Source organism: Amycolatopsis thermalba, assembly GCF_003385215.1.
Taxonomy (GTDB): domain Bacteria; phylum Actinomycetota; class Actinomycetes; order Mycobacteriales; family Pseudonocardiaceae; genus Amycolatopsis_E; species Amycolatopsis_E thermalba.
Genome location: NZ_PQHW01000027.1, coordinates 1 through 14,897, shown reverse-complemented (window position 1 = coordinate 14,897; position 14,897 = coordinate 1). Strand labels below are relative to the sequence as shown.

Annotated in this window: 11 protein-coding genes; 9 read left to right on the top strand and 2 right to left on the bottom strand. The window is 71.5% G+C overall.

Annotated features, from left to right (window positions below):
- Window positions 1-45: 45 nt before the first annotated feature.
- From D0D15_RS13645 to D0D15_RS13625, 5 genes are all read left to right on the top strand, one after another.
- Window positions 46-2,835: a hypothetical protein gene (locus tag D0D15_RS13645; protein WP_244214955.1), complete on the top strand. Its 2,790-nt coding sequence runs from the start codon at window positions 46-48 to the stop codon at window positions 2,833-2,835.
- Window positions 2,836-3,625: 790 nt separating this feature from the next.
- Window positions 3,626-8,587: an NAD-glutamate dehydrogenase gene (locus D0D15_RS13640; RefSeq protein ID WP_115944477.1), complete on the top strand. Its 4,962-nt coding sequence runs from the start codon at window positions 3,626-3,628 to the stop codon at window positions 8,585-8,587.
- Between the two features lie 10 nt (window positions 8,588-8,597).
- Window positions 8,598-9,020 carry an acyl-CoA thioesterase gene (locus D0D15_RS13635; protein ID WP_094007916.1) on the top strand — a complete coding sequence of 141 codons (423 nt, stop codon included), beginning with the start codon at window positions 8,598-8,600 and terminating at the stop codon, window positions 9,018-9,020.
- Window positions 9,017-9,652: a DUF8010 domain-containing protein gene (locus D0D15_RS13630; RefSeq protein WP_094007917.1), complete on the top strand. Its 636-nt coding sequence runs from the start codon at window positions 9,017-9,019 to the stop codon at window positions 9,650-9,652. Before D0D15_RS13635 ends, D0D15_RS13630 begins: the two co-directional genes overlap by 4 nt.
- Window positions 9,653-9,691: 39 nt before the next feature.
- Window positions 9,692-10,528 carry an LLM class F420-dependent oxidoreductase gene (locus D0D15_RS13625; protein WP_094007918.1) on the top strand — a complete coding sequence of 279 codons (837 nt, stop codon included), beginning with the start codon at window positions 9,692-9,694 and terminating at the stop codon, window positions 10,526-10,528.
- A 38-nt stretch (window positions 10,529-10,566) separates the two neighbouring features.
- Here D0D15_RS13625 and D0D15_RS13620 read toward each other — a convergent pair whose 3' ends face one another.
- The gene (locus D0D15_RS13620) at window positions 10,567-10,950 is read right to left on the bottom strand and encodes a globin (RefSeq protein ID WP_094007919.1); all 384 of its coding nucleotides are present in this window, start codon (window positions 10,948-10,950) and stop codon (window positions 10,567-10,569) included.
- A 13-nt stretch (window positions 10,951-10,963) separates the two neighbouring features.
- On the bottom strand, window positions 10,964-11,923 hold the full coding sequence (locus D0D15_RS13615) for a mechanosensitive ion channel family protein (RefSeq protein WP_094007920.1): 960 nt from the start codon (window positions 11,921-11,923) through the stop codon (window positions 10,964-10,966).
- A 391-nt stretch (window positions 11,924-12,314) separates the two neighbouring features.
- On the opposite strand from D0D15_RS13615, the gene D0D15_RS13610 reads away from it, so the two are divergent.
- The 4 genes from D0D15_RS13610 to D0D15_RS37805 all read left to right on the top strand — a co-directional run.
- Window positions 12,315-12,812 carry an HNH endonuclease gene (locus D0D15_RS13610; protein ID WP_094007929.1) on the top strand — a complete coding sequence of 166 codons (498 nt, stop codon included), beginning with the start codon at window positions 12,315-12,317 and terminating at the stop codon, window positions 12,810-12,812.
- A 661-nt stretch (window positions 12,813-13,473) separates the two neighbouring features.
- Window positions 13,474-13,743 (top strand): aa3-type cytochrome oxidase subunit CtaJ, encoded by a 270-nt coding sequence (gene ctaJ, locus D0D15_RS13600; RefSeq protein WP_017987644.1) that lies wholly within the window; start codon window positions 13,474-13,476, stop codon window positions 13,741-13,743.
- On the top strand, window positions 13,730-14,215 hold the full coding sequence (locus tag D0D15_RS13595) for a DUF5130 family protein (protein ID WP_094007922.1): 486 nt from the start codon (window positions 13,730-13,732) through the stop codon (window positions 14,213-14,215). Before ctaJ ends, D0D15_RS13595 begins: the two co-directional genes overlap by 14 nt.
- Before the next feature lie 394 nt (window positions 14,216-14,609).
- Window positions 14,610-14,897, top strand: a 288-nt coding sequence (locus tag D0D15_RS37805; protein ID WP_205414074.1) for a transposase, incomplete at its 3' end; no start/stop codon positions are given.

Sequence of the window (14,897 nt, the reverse complement as noted above, 5' to 3'; positions counted from 1 at the left end):
AGCCCCGTGCTAGCACGCTCGAGCCGACACGGAAGCGGAGTCCCCTTGGTAGCCACCCAGCACAGCCGAACCGGTTCGCGTCCGCAGGACGGCGGCCGGAGCGCCGAGATCGCGGCGGTCGAGCGGTTGCTCGGCCAGGCGGCCGACTTCGAGCTGCGCGCGCCCGAGCTGGCGCTCGTGCTCGGTGAGCGGGCCGCTGCCCTGGCCGAGGCGGCCGGAGCGGAGGAGCTGTGGGTCCGTGGCGAGGGGCTCGCGGTGTCGGCGCGGGTTCGTCTCGGTCTGCGGGCGCCGACGGTGGGCCGTGCCGTGGCTGCCCTGCGTGCCGCGGAGGACACGGGGCAGACGACGCTCGCGGCCCAGTTGCGCACCGACCTCGCCGTGTGTGCGCGCAGTGTCGGCGCGCCCTTGACCGGGCTCGCCGCGCTGCGGCCGGTGCTGGACGCGTCCGGCTTCGGTGGCGCGCGCAAGGCGGCGGCGCTGAGCCAGCTGGTCGGGTGCCTGTCGCAGTTCGGGCGCAAGCTGGAACTCGACCGGACCCTCGCCGAGGCCGACCGGCTGTGCGGGGCGGACGACGACCTCGACGGTGACGGGCGGCTGCTGGCGCGGTCGCTGCTGCGGGTCGCGGTGTCGGCGCACCGGCGGCGTCACGGGGACGTCATCGGCGCGGCCGACGCGGCGCCGACGGGGCTCGGTTTCCTCGAACAGCTGGAGGACGCGCAGCACGACGGTGGTGTGGTGCGGATCCGGCTGGTGCTCCAGCTCGTCTGCTCGCTGCTCGACCGCGGGGACGGCACCAACGCGCTGGACCTCGCGCGACCGGTACTGGACGAGCCGGCCCGTGCGGCGTCCGTCGCGCCGGCCGGGTGGCTCCGGATGGCGATCGCCACCCGGGTCCTGCTGCCCTCCGGCAGCGTGGAGGCGGCCGCGCGGATGCTGCGTGACGCCGTGCACGCCACCGAGCGGCACGAGCTGCACGCGCTGACCGCGCGCCTGTGGACTGAGCTGGCGCACGTGGAGGAGCGCCTCGGCCGGTACGCCGAGGCGATCGAGTGCCTGCAGCTGGCCCGGGCCGCCGAGCACATCCACGCGCGTGCCCGGCGTCAGGCGGTGGGCCTGCTGGCCGGTGAGTTCGGTGGCGGCGGGCACGCCGATGTCGATCTTGACCACGTCCTGGGGTCGGTGCCGGCGAGCGAGGTCGCGACCGCTTCGGTTGCGGTCGCGCCGTTGTCGGTGCCCGAGCCGGCGAGCATCGAGGCGACGAGCCAGGAGACGCCGCGACCGCGTGAGGCGGCGGAACAGGCTCGGCCGCAGAGCGCCCGGCCGAGCTGGTCGCTGGCGCCCGAACCCGCCGACGAGCGGCCGGCGGAGGTCGCGAAGACCGCGCGCTTCGAAGACGTGGTGCGGGCTTCGCGATCGGACGACACCATTCCAGGATCGCGGTCCGAGGAGCGCGGCCGGACATCGCGCTCGGACGAGGTCGTGACGGCGTCGCGGTCCGAGCAGCGTGAGTCCGAGAAGCCGCGGGAGGATGCCGCGACGGCATCGCGGTCCGAGGCTTCGGACGTGGTGCGGTACCGGCGGTCCGAACCGGTCGTGGATGTGTCCCGGCTGGGGGACGCGGTTGTGAAGGCGCTGCCGGATCGATCGCGTGAGGGATCGGCGGGGCGTCGGCGGGCCGAGGACAAGCCGGACGGGCGGTCCGAAGAGGTTGCGTCGCGGGACGACGTGACGTCGGAGGACGTGGCGGTTTCGCGCTCCGAGCGCGCCGAGACGCGGGCGGCCCGGAAGACGCGGCACGACTCGGAGCACGGGTCGGTCGCGGCGCGGAGCGTGCTGGACAGGCTGGGCGTCAGCACCGGGGCGGGTGGCGGTCGCCGCCGCGCAGCCGGAACGGGTGAGCCGGGACGCCCCGAGACCGCCGGACGCCGCCGCGCCGGGGACGACACGCTCGGCGACTCCGCGGAGGCCGGCCGCGATGGACGCGGGGACAACGGCCGTGAGTTCGGTGAGCGCGCGGATGTCGGCCGGGACTTTGCTGGCCTCGGCGACGCGGGCCGGGAATCCGGTGGGCGTGCTGGCCTCGGCGACGCGGGCCGGGAGTCCGGTGGGCGTGCTGGCCTCGGCGACGCGGGCCGGGAATCCGGTGGGCGTGCTGGCCTCGGCGACGCGGGCCGGGAGTCCGGTGGGCGTGCTGGCCTCGGCGACGCGGGCCGTGAGTTCGGCGGGCGTGCGGAGACTGGCCGCGATTCTGCTGGACGCGGCGGCGCGAGCCGTGAGCCCGACGGGCGTGAGGAGTTTGCCGTGCGGGACGACGGTGACGCCTCCAGCGAGTCGTGGTTGAGTGCGGAGGCGGAGCCGGTCAGCCGCGCCGAGGTCGCTCCGGCTGCGCGTTCGGACAGCGCTTCCGAGCCCGAGGTTCGCGGCGAGAACGAGCCGGCGCCGAGCGTGCCGGTCATCGACAACTGGTTGCCTCGCCTGCGGCTGCCACCGTCGCTGGCGCCGTGGGACGACTTCTCCGGCACGGACAGCGAACCGGCCACCAGCAGCAGCACGTCGGAGACCCCGTTCACGAACGCGCCCGTGCTGCGGGACGACGATCTCGGCGAGCCGTTCCGCACCGAGCTGACCGGCGTGCCGGACGACGATCTGCCCGAGGACGCCGGCCTAGCCGACCTGCTCGCCCGCGCGCTCGCCGAGCACCAGGCGGGCACCGCGAGCGCGGCGGCCCTCGTGAAGCGACTCGGCAACCAATCATCGTCCGAGCCGCGACCGGTCAACGGCCACGGACGCAACGGCAGCGAGCCCGGAAACGGCCGCCACCGCGGCGACGGCTGACCTTTCACCGGCGGCTGTGCGGCTGTGGGCGCGACGGCTGCGAGTCGGGCAACGGCCGCGACCGCGGCGACGGCTGACCTTTCACCGGCGGCTGCGGCTGTGAACGCAACGGCTGACCTTCACCGCGGTTGCGCGGCCGTGGCCGCAACGGCTGTGAGCCGGACGCTGGGTTTCCGCGGTGTCGAGGGTTGAGGGTGCACTGTGGCGTGGCTGGGGTGCGGCCGTGCGTAGCGGTAGTGCGCCGGGTGCCGGTTGGCATCGCGGGGGAGCCGGGTGCCGCCGCTGGGGTGGCTTGGCTTCAGTCGACGGGTGGTCCAGGGCGTAGCGACGGAAGTGCTCGGTGACGAGAACGGCCGCCACGGTGGTATGGGCCGTGTGAGGCCGCTGACGGGGTGAAGTTGCGGCTTGACTGCCGCCGTTGGTGGGCCGAGGTTGTGGCGGGGCGTGGCTGCCGCCGTTGGCGGGGCGAGCTCGTGGGGTGGCGTCGCTGCCGTCGGGCTGGGGCGAGCCGGGGTGGAAGGGCGTCGCGAAACCTGGCCGCCGTCGCCGGGGGAACGTGCCGTAGCGGCTGGCGCACCGTGCGCCGAGGGGTCGCCATCGTGTTTCGGGGGGCCTGCCCTCGGCCATCCCTCCAACGTGAAAACCCGCTTCCATCCCTGTGCCAATCCGCCTCGATTGTGCATCGATTCTACGATCCGGCGGTCGGGCGTCAGTGGGTTTTTCGGGCTGGTTATGGTGGTGTTCGTTCAGCGTCATGCGCGCGATCAGACTCGGTGGAGAGTTGCCTGAGATGAGCTCGTCAAGAGTGTCCGTCCGCCCCGGGACCACGTCCGGAACCGACCGTCTACGCCCTGCCAGCCCGGAGCAGATCCGCGACGAGCTGATCGAAGCCGCGGCCCGGCACGCGCCGGACATCGCCGACCTCATCCGCCTCTACTACCGCCACATCCCCGCCGACGAGATCCTCGGCGACGACCCCGTCGACCTCGTCGGCGCCGTCCGGTCCCACCAGGAGTTCGCGCGCAACCGCGTGCCGGGGGGCCCCGCGGTCCGCCTCCTCAACCCGACCACCGCCGAGGACGGGTGGACCCGCGACGCCACCGTGGTCCAGATCGTCACCGACGACATGCCCTACCTGGTCGACTCGGTCACCGCCAAGCTCGCCCGCGACGGCGTCCAAGTCCAGCGCCTCGTGCACCCCATCGTCGCCGTCACGCGGGACATCACCGGCGAACTCGTCAAGGTCCACCCGGCCGCCGACGTCGCCAACCCGCCCGAGGGCGCGATGGTCGAATCGTGGATGTACGTCGAGATCGACCTGATCACCGACCCCAACCGCGGCCGCGAGCTGAGCACCCACCTCGCCTCCGTCCTCGGCGACGTCCGTGAGGTCGTCGAGGACACCGACAAGATGATCCAGGCCGCGGAAAGCCTCGCCGCCGAACTCGACGCCACCCCGCCGCCGCTGCCCGACGACGAGGTCACCGAGGGCGCGAACCTCCTCCGCTGGCTCGCCGACGGCCACTTCATGTTCCTCGGCTACCGCCGCTACGAACTGGTCGAGGACCCCGACCCGGGCGCCGACGGACCCGCCCTGCGCGCCGCCCTCGCGTCCGGGCTCGGCGTGCTGCGCCAGGACAGCCTCGCCGCCCGCAGCCTCACCGCCGGCCCCGACACGGCCGCCACCGCGCTCGCCCCGCACCTGCTCGTCCTCACCCAGGCCAGCGCACCGTCCACAGTGAACCGTCCGGTCTACCCGTACTACGTGGGCGTCAAGACGTTCGACGAGCGCGGCAACGTCACCGGCGAGCACCGGTTCCTCGGCATGTTCACCACCTCCGCGCTGCACGAGGACGTCCTCGACGTGCCGGTCATCTCCCGCAAGGTGTGCGAGGTCATCCACCGCGCCGGCTTCCCGATGGAGTCCTACTCCGGCCAGCGCATGCTGGAGGTCCTGCAGAACTGGCCGCGCGCCGACCTGTTCTCCGCCGACCTCGACTCGCTCTACTCGACCGCCATCGGCGCCATCACCCTGTCCGACCGGCGCCGCCTGCGGCTGTTCCTGCGCCGCGACACCTTCGGCCGCTTCTACTCGTGCCTGGTGTTCCTGCCGCGCGACCGCTACACCACCCGCTCGCGCCTGGCGATGCAGGAAGTCCTGCTCGCCGAACTCGAAGGCACCCACCTCGAGTACGGCACGCGCGTCGGCGAGACCGCGCTCGCCCAGGTGCACTTCACCGTCCACACCGACCCGGCCACGCGCGTCGAGCCGGACGTGCTGCGCATCCAGGAACGCCTCAACGCCGCGGTGCGCAACTGGGACGATCTGATGGTCGAGGCGATCCTGGCGGAACGGCGCGAGCGCGCCGGCGAGGCCGCCCGCACCACGGCCACCCTCGGCGAGGAGTCGGCCGGTGAGCTCGGCCAGCGCTACTCGGGCATCTTCCCCGAGGCGTACAAGGAGGACTTCACCGCCACCGAGGCGCTCGCCGACCTGCGCAAGCTGGAGAGCCTGACCGGCCCGGACGACCTGGCCATGTCGTTCTACACGCCGGACGGCGCCGAGCCGGGGGAGCGGCGGTTCAAGCTCTACCTGCTCGGCGAGGGCGTCACGCTGTCGGCCGTGCTGCCCGTCCTGCAGCGGATGGGCCTGGAGGTCGTCGACGAGCGGCCCTACGAGCTGCGCCGCTGGGACGGCACCCGGTCCTGGGTCTACGACTTCGGGCTGCGCATCGGCCTGACCGACCTCGGCGAGGCCGAGCGCGACCTGCGCGAGCGCTTCCAGGACGCCTTCGCCGCCGCGTGGCGGGGCGACTGCGAGGTCGACGACTTCAACGCCCTCGTGCTGCGCGCCGGGCTGTCCTGGCGCCAGGCCGCGGTGCTGCGCGCCTACTCGCGCTACCTGCGCCAGGCCGGCACGCCGTACTCGCAGGAGTACATCCAGCGCGCCGTCCTCGCGCACACCGACATCGCCAAGATGCTGGTGAAGCTGTTCGAGCACCGCTTCGACCTGACCACGGACCCGGACGCGGACGAGCAGACCGAGGCGCTGGTCGGTGAGATCTCCGCGATGATCGACGCGGTCACCAGCCTGGACGAGGACCGCATCCTCCGCCGCCTGCTGTCGGTCATCTGCGCCACGCTGCGCACCAACTACCGGGTCACCGACGCCGACGGCCGCCCGCGCCCGTACCTGGCGCTCAAGCTGGACCCGAAGAGCGTGCCGGACCTGCCGGAGCCGCGGCCGCGGTTCGAGATCTTCGTGTACTCGCCGCGCGTCGAGGGTGTGCACCTGCGCTTCGGCTCGGTCGCCCGCGGTGGCCTGCGCTGGTCGGACCGCCGGGAGGACTTCCGCACCGAGATCCTGGGCCTGGTCAAGGCGCAGGCGGTGAAGAACGCCGTGATCGTGCCCGTGGGCGCGAAGGGCGGGTTCGTCGTCAAGCGCCCGCCGGTCCCGACCGGCGACCCGGGCGTGGACCGCGACGCGCACCTGGCCGAGGGCATCGCCTGCTACCGCATGTTCATCTCCGGCCTGCTCGACCTCACCGACAACCTCGTCGAGGGCCGCACGATCCCGGCCAGGGACGTCGTGCGCTACGACGGCGACGACAACTACCTCGTGGTGGCGGCCGACAAGGGCACCGCGACCTTCTCCGACATCGCCAACGAGGTGTCCGCGGCCTACGGCTTCTGGCTGGGCGACGCGTTCGCCTCCGGCGGGTCGGTCGGCTACGACCACAAGGCCATGGGCATCACCGCCCGCGGCGCGTGGGAGAGCGTCAAGCGGCACTTCCGCGAGCTGGGCGTGGACACCCAGACCCAGGACTTCACGGTCGTCGGCATCGGGGACATGGCCGGTGACGTGTTCGGCAACGGCATGCTGCTGTCCGAGCACATCCGGCTGGTGGCCGCGTTCAACCACCTGCACGTCTTCCTCGACCCGAACCCGGACGCGGCGGCGTCGTTCCGCGAGCGCAAGCGCCTGTTCGAGCTGCCGCGCTCGTCGTGGGAGGACTACGACCGCTCGCTGATCAGCGAGGGCGGCGGCGTGTTCTCCCGCAGCGCCAAGACGATCCCGGTGTCGCCGCAGGTGCGTCAGGCGCTCGGCCTGGCCGACGACGTCACCCAGCTCGCCCCCGCCGACCTGATCCGCGCGATCCTGCTGGCGCCGGTGGACCTGCTGTGGAACGGCGGCATCGGCACCTACGTCAAGGCCGAGACCGAGACCCACGCCGACGCCGGGGACAAGGCCAACGACGCGGTGCGCGTCGACGGCAACCAGCTGCGGGTGAAGGTGGTCGGCGAGGGCGGCAACCTGGGCCTGACCCAGCGCGGCCGCATCGAGTTCGCCCGCGCCGGTGGCAAGATCAACACCGACGCGCTGGACAACTCCGCCGGGGTGGACTGCTCCGACCACGAGGTCAACATCAAGATCCTGCTCGACCACCTGGTCGGCAGCGGCGCACTGGACCGCGAGCAGCGCAACGAGCTGCTGCACGAGATGACCGACGAGGTCGGTCGCCTGGTGCTCGCGGACAACTACCACCAGAACGCGGTGCTCGGCGTGAGCCGGGCGCACGCGCCGCAGATGCTGCCCGTGCACGCGCGGCTGGTCGCGAGCCTGGAGAAGGCCGGGGCGCTGGACCGCAAGCTGGAGGCGCTGCCGAGCAAGCAGCAGTTCCAGGCGCTGGAGAAGGCCAGTGAGGGCCTCACCTCGCCGGAGCTGGCGACCCTGCTCGCGCACGTGAAGCTGGAGCTGAAGGACGAGCTGCTGGCCAGCGACCTGCCGGATGCGGAGGTGTTCGCCCGGCGGCTGCCCGAGTACTTCCCGAAGCCGCTGCGCGAGCGGTTCGCCGACCGCATCGGCGAGCACCCGCTGCGCCGCCAGATCATCACGACGCTGCTGGTGAACGAGGTCGTCGACGGGGCGGGCGTGTCCTACGCCTACCGCCTGGCCGAGGAGATGAACGCGACCGCCACCGACGCGGTGCGCGCGTACACGATCGTCACGCGCGTGTTCAACCTCAACGCCCTGTGGGACGACATCCACGCGCTCGACAACTCGGTGCCCACCGAGGTGCAGGACGCGATGATGCTGGAGTCGCGGCGCCTGCTGGACCGGGCCGCGCGCTGGTTCCTCGCCAACCGGCCGCAGCCGCTGGCCGTCGGCGCGGAGATCTCGCGCTTCGGTCCGGTCGTCGCCGAGCTGGCGCCGAAGGTCGACACGCTCCTGCGTGGCCGGGAAGCCGAGGCCGTGCGCGAGCAGGCCGACCGCTACGCCGAGGCCGGGGTGCCGCGTGAGCTGGCGCTGCGGGTCGCGGTCCTGCTGGACGCCTACGGGCTGCTCGACGTCGTCGAGGTGGCCGAGCTGGCGGTGCGCGCGACCGGGGTGGACGCGGAGAGCAGCCCGGAGGAGGCGTCGCAGCTGTACTACGCGCTGTCCGCCCACCTCGACGTCGACCGGCTGCTCACCTCGATCAGCGCGCTGGAGCGCGGGAACCGGTGGCACGCGCTGGCCCGGCTGGCCCTGCGCGACGACGTGTACTCGTCGCTGCGGGCGATCACGCTGGACGCGCTGCGGCACAGCGATCCCGAGGACGACACGGACGCCAAGATCGCGCAGTGGGAGAAGGCGAACGCCTCCCGGCTGGCCCGGGCCAGGGTGTCGCTCGACGAGATCAACCAGTCCGGCCGCCTCGATCTCGCGACGCTGTCGGTCGCCGCGCGCCAGCTGCGGAGCACGGTGAGGTAGGAATATCGGGGTGTACGTAGCGAAGGTGCGGCCCCGCTGGTCGGACATGGACGTGTTCGGGCACGTCAACCACGCCAACATGGTGACGTTGCTCGAAGAGGCACGCGTGCCGTTGTTGTTCGACGAAGCGGGCCGCGCCGGGCTCGCGGAGTTCGCGAAGGGCATGGTCGTGGTCAAGCTGGCCGTGCACTACCGCGCCCCGATCGTGGTGGACGGGCAGGAGATCCGGGTGGAGATCTCGCTGAAGGACCTCAAGTTCGCGTCGCTGACCCTGGACTACCGGGTGCACGACGGCCCGGACGCCGGATCGCCGGTCGCGGTCACCGCCGAGACCGTCCTCGCGCCCTACGACGTCACCACCAGCCGTCCGCGCCGCCTGACCGCGGAGGAGCGGGCGTTCCTGCAGACCCGGCTGACGGAGGCGGGCGCGTGACCGAGCTGCGCGTCCCCGACCGGGGCGACCGGGAGACGCTCGGGGCCTTCGTGGCCCGGGCTGTGCGGCTGGACGGCCAGGCCGCCGTGCGGCTGCGCAACCGCGGTGGCGGCATCGTCGAGGCGTGGGTGTCCACGCCGTTCGACTGCCTGGCCACCCGCGCGGTCCACGGCGAGGTCGAGCCTGGTGACGTGACGGTGTCCGGCAACGAGCTGCTGGCCGCCCTCACGGTCGCCGGCGGCGAGCGGATGGACCCGGGGCCGCCGCGGGACCTGCTGTGGCACAGCGAACTGCCGGCCACCGGGCCGTGGCAGCTGGTCGACGAGCTGCCCACGAAGGTGATCAGCGACCTCACCGACCGCGGTGTCGCGCTGGCCCGGGAGAACGCCGGCCCGCACGGCAACCCGCCGGCGTCGCTGATGGACCAGGCGGTCCTGACGGTCAGCGAGGGCGATATCGAGGTCAAGGTCCAGATGCGGTGCCTGTTCGCCCTGTCCGGAATGGGGTTCTTCGATTCGTCCATTCCGGATGACGTCATCCGGGTGACGGCGACGAACTCGTGGATGCGCCTGGACGCCCGCTACGGTGCCGTGGTCCGGCGGCGGCACGCGTTGCTTCCGCTGCTGTTCTGACTTGCGCTGGAGCAGCTCCAGGTCGCTAGGGTCGCGACCATGCGCTTCGCGTTCAAGACCTCACCCCAGAACACCGAGTGGTCCGACATGCTCGCCGTGTGGCAGGCGGCCGACGACATCGAGATCTTCGAGTCCGGCTGGACCTTCGACCACTTCTACCCGATCTTCTCCGACCCGACCGGCCCGTGCCTGGAGGGCTGGGTCACGCTGACCGCGCTGGCGCAGGCGACCAAGCGGCTGCGCCTGGGCACGCTCGTCAGCGGCATCCACTACCGGCACCCGGCGCTGCTGGCGAACATGGCCGCGACGCTCGACATCGTGTCGAACGGGCGGCTGGAGATCGGCACCGGCGCCGGCTGGAACGAGGAGGAGTCCGGCGCCTACGGCATGGAACTCGGCACGGTCAAGCAGCGCAGCGACCGGTTCGAGGAGGCCTGCGAGGTGCTGGTCGGCCTGCTCACGCAGGAGACGACCACCTTCCAGGGCGAGTACTACCAGCTCACCGACGCCCGCAACGAGCCGAAGCCGATCCAGCGCCCGCACCCGCCGATCGTGATCGGCGGCAGCGGTGAGAAGCGCACCCTGCGCACCGCGGCGCGCTTCGCCCAGCACTGGAACTTCGTCGGCGGCACGCCGGAGGAGTTCGCCCGCAAGCGGGACGTGCTGCACCAGCACTGCGCCGACATCGGCCGCGATCCGAAGGAGATCATGCTGTCCAGCCACGTGCGGCTGGACACGGACCTCGACTACGCCAAGGTCGCCGACGAGGCCGCCGCGCTCGGCGAGCAGGGCCTGGACCTGGCGATCGTCTACCTGCCGCCGCCGCACACGCCGGACGTGCTGGAGCCGCTCGCCAACGAGCTGGCCAAGCTCTGACGCCGGGAGCCCCGTGCCCGCTCAGGCGGGCGCGGGGCTCAGACCCAGCTGTTCATCATGCTGTGGGCGGCCATCTCGAGGTAGTTCCACAGCTGGGTCTCCAGCGGCTCCGGCAGCCCGGCTTCGTCGACCGCGACGCGCATCGCGCGCAGCCACGCGTCGCGCTCGATGGGGCCGATCTTGAACGGCGCGTGCCGCATCCGCAGGCGCGGGTGGCCGCGCTGGTCGGAGTAGGTGTGCGGGCCACCCCAGTACTGCATCAAGAACAGGCGCAGCCGGTCCTCGGCCGGCCCGAGGTCCTCCTCGGGGTACATCGGCCGCAGCACCTCGTCCTTCGCCACCTCGGCGTAGAACCGCGCGACGATCTTGCGGAACGTCGGTTCCCCGCCGACGGCCTCGAAGAAGGACTGGGGGTCGCTCATACCGGTCACCCTCTCATTGTGCCGTGGTCGCGGCGGACAGGAAGCCGGCTTCCTCCAGCGCCGTGAGGCACGCCGCACGCAGCTGCCGCTGCACGGCCCACTGCCGGCCCGGCCGCACCTTGACCGTCAGCCGCAGCTCGATGCTCTCCGGCGTGACCTTCTCCACGCCGAGCACCTCGGGCTCCTCCAGCAGGTCGACCGACAGCGGCTCGGTGGTCGCGGCGCTGTGGGCGGCCTCGGTGAGGACGGCGGTGGCGCGCTCGACGTCGGCGTTGTAGCTCAGCGGCACGTCGACCAGGGCGATCGCGTAGCCCTGGCTGGAGTTGCCGACGCGGGTCACCTCGCCGTTGCGGACGTACCAGACGGTGCCCTTGACGTCGCGGATCGTGGTGATGCGCAGGCCGACCGACTCGACCGTGCCGGTGGCCGGCCCGATGTCGACGACGTCACCGACGCCGTACTGGTCCTCCAGCATCATGAACATCCCGGACAGGAAGTCCTTGACCAGGTTCTGGGCGCCGAACGCGAGCGCGATGCCGACCACACCGGCCGAGGCGAGCAGCGGCCCGAGGTTGATGCCCAGCTCGCCCAGGATGTAGATGGCGGCGAGCCCGAGCACGACGAACGAGGTCAGCGACTTGAGCACCGAGCCGATCGTCTTGGCCCGCTGGCGGCGCCGCTCGGCCACGACCGGGCCGAGGATGTCGGGGGCGCGCTCGCGCAGGGGACGCAGGATCGTGGGCAGCTTCCCGCCGTTGCCACGCGGCATGGTGGTGACCTGGTCGATCAGCTTGTGCAGCAGGAACCGGATGATCATCGCGACGAGCAGGATCAGGATGATCCGCAGCGGCTTGGCGATCAGCCAGTTGGCGGAGGCCGCCAGCCACTCGTTGTGCGTGATCTGGAACACTTGATAGCACCAGGTGCCGGGTTCGTTGATGCACTCGGGTGCTTCGTTGAGCAGCGGCGTCACGGGGCTCCGGGATCCCTTTCTGGCCGTTTCCGCCCGTCGTCACGCAGACGTCGAACGAATTTCACAGGACACGTCTTCTAACACAGGTGCGCATCGGGTGTGATCTGTGGTCGACTATGGCTGCACCGGTGGAGGTGGTCGAGTGCCAGACCGACAACCGATCCCCCTCGGCGCCCCCGACCAAGCGGTGGGCGGGCAGGCGCCGGAGGTAGCCCTGTGTTCTACGCATGATCAGGGCGCTCACCAGGGTCAGGGGCCGCCCGGAGGCGGACCTCAGCCCAGTGGGCCACCCCCGCGAGGCGGCCGCGTGAGCCGACCCTCGGGTCAGCGTAGAGGGCGGGATCCGGCCGGTTCCGGCGGCCCCGGCACGTTCTCCATGGGCAGGCGGCGGGTGCTGCTGCTCAACGCCACGTTCGAACCGCTGACCGCGCTCCCGCTGCGGCGGGCCGTGGTGCTGGTCATGTGCGGGAAGGCGGAGGTCGTGCACGGCGACCCGGCCGGTCTGACGTTGCACGCGGCGACGCTGTCGCTGCCGGTGCCGTCGGTGATCCGGTTGTCGACGTACGTGCGGGTGCCCTACCGGGCGCAGGTGCCGTTGACGCGGGCCGGGCTGATGCACCGGGACCGCTACAAGTGCGCGTACTGCGGCGGGCGGGCCGAGACGATCGACCACGTGCTGCCGCGCAGCAAGGGTGGTCCGCACAGCTGGCAGAACTGCGTGGCGTGTTGTGCGAAGTGCAACCACCGCAAGGCCGACCGGCTCCTGGAGGAGCTGGGCTGGCAGCTGCGGGTGGTGCCGACGGCGCCGCGGGGCCCGCACTGGCGGTTGCTGGTGCACTCCGGGGACGCGGACCCGCTGTGGAAGCCCTACCTCGGCGTGGCGGCCTGATCGGACGCACACCGGCGCCCCGGCTGTGGTGGTGAGCCGGGGCGTTCCGACGTCTTCGACTTGGTGGTGGTTCGGGTCAGTTTCCGGGACGGGACGGGTCTCAGGCGGCGGTGACGCGCGTGCCGCGGGTGACTCGGGTGCCACGCGTGACGCGGGTGCCCATCGTGACGCGGGTGCCACGGGTGACTCGCGTGCCACGGGTCACGCGGGTACCGGCGGTGACCCGGGTCCCCCTGGTGACGCGGGTGCCGCGGGTGACTCGAGTACCGGCGGTAACCCTTGTGCCGCGCGTCACACGCGTGCCCCGCGTGGAGCAGCCGTCCGCTGTGTCGATCAGTGACGGAGCGTGGTCGTCGTTGCTCTGGGCGAGGGTACGGAGCAGGTACATGATCTGTCCTCCAGGGACCTGTGCGTTACTCATTGGGAAGGGGAGCGGGGCGCAAGGCCCGTACAGGTGAAAAAGCTACGAGGAACTGGGCCACCGGACAAGGCAATCGCGCCGGGTGCGGCCGGCTGTACGTTGAGTTGCAACCTTTCGTCCGACCGCTCTTCAGCCCATCGCCCCAATGACGTCGCGACGCTCGGCGGACGGTGGCCCGGATGCGACGAGCGGTCGTGACCGGCTTCGGCGGGCCGGGGCTGCTCGGGCTACTCTTCACGCGTGAACATCGGAGAGACGATCCTGATCTTCGCGCTGATCCCGGCCGCGATCTACGGGGTGATCAGCGTGCTCACCCTGCGGTCGAAGCTGACCGGCACGCCGCGCTACCGGCCCGGCCAGGCCTGGGAGTACCCGCCGATGTGGTGGAGCGGCAACCCGGAAGGTATCGGGACCGTGCACGACACGCACTCCGGCGAACCGGTGGAGAACAGGGACGCGAGCGGGAACGCGCGCGTGACGGCGGCAGGAGGAGCCCGTGGCAGCTGGTGAGCTGACCCGACAGCCAGGATCGGACGAGGAGCTGGAGATCGGGGTCGCGATTACCGCGACCGGTCGCCGCTCGGTGGCCCGGATGTACGAGCCCGCTGCTCCATCCAGCCCATTCAGCACCGTCCAGTTGGCCCGTCTGGACGAAGCGCTGACCCTCGCGAGCCGGGAGACCGGGCTCGACTTCAGCGTGTACCTGGGCGAGCTGGGCTCCGAGAGCCGCGCCCGGGCGGAGGAGCTGCACGCGCGGATCGAGCCGGACTCCGCGAACGCCGTGCTGATCGCCGTCTCCCCGGGCGAGCGGGTCGTGGAGATCGTGACGGGCTCCGACGCGATCCGCCGTCTCCCCGACCGCGGCGCGAAGCTGGCCGTGATGAGCATGGTGGCGTCCTTCAAAGAGGGCGACCTCATCGGCGGCTTGGTCTCGGGCCTGCGCATGCTGGCCGACCAGGCCGGCTCCGCACCCAAGCACTAGGCAGAAAAGAGGGGCGGTCGCGCAGCGGCCGCCCCTTTTTTGCACCCAAGGTAGCTGGGTGGTCATCCCGTCGCCTGACACCGAAACGATCACCTTGAGCCAGGGCCGCAACCCAGGCCGCCAACCGGCGGCCGACGGTGCCAACCTTGCGGGCCTGGCTCAAGGTGATATGCACAAACCGGAAGGCGACGGGATGACCACCCAGCGACCACCTCGCCAAGGCGAGGTTCCTGCATTCCCCGTCATCCCGGAGCCTGCCCGTCCGGCGAGGACATCTCTTGATCTTTAGAGGTGACGTTAGGCAGGCGAAGAGCCCGCCCTGCGGGCGGCCCGCCCTGCGGGCGGGAGCGCCTCACGGCGCCGAACGGTCACCTTCCGACCACCCCCGCCCCCGATGCCTGATTGTGTTTCAGTCGCCGAGCAGTCGTGTCAAGGCGGGAAAGTGATGTGCTCCGAGGTCTCCGGACACGTCTTCCAAGTAGACTGGCGGAGGAGCCCGGAGGAGTGTTTCATGGCAAGGAGACCGAGAAAGTACTCGCCGGAATTGAAGGCTGAGGTCGTCAACGCGGTACTCGAGGGCGGGCTGAGCTATACCGAAGCGGCGCGCGATTTTGATTTGGTCGCGCAGACGGTGCATAACTGGGTGACGGCCGAGAAAAAGAAGAGAGCTGAAGAGTCGCCG

Coding starts and splice junctions, on each gene's coding strand:
- D0D15_RS13640 (WP_115944477.1), top strand. CDS start 3,626: ATGAGCTCGTCAAGAGTGTCCGTCCGCCCCGGGACCACGTCCGGAACC.
- D0D15_RS13625 (WP_094007918.1), top strand. CDS start 9,692: ATGCGCTTCGCGTTCAAGACCTCACCCCAGAACACCGAGTGGTCCGAC.
- D0D15_RS13620 (WP_094007919.1), bottom strand. CDS start 10,950: ATGAGCGACCCCCAGTCCTTCTTCGAGGCCGTCGGCGGGGAACCGACG.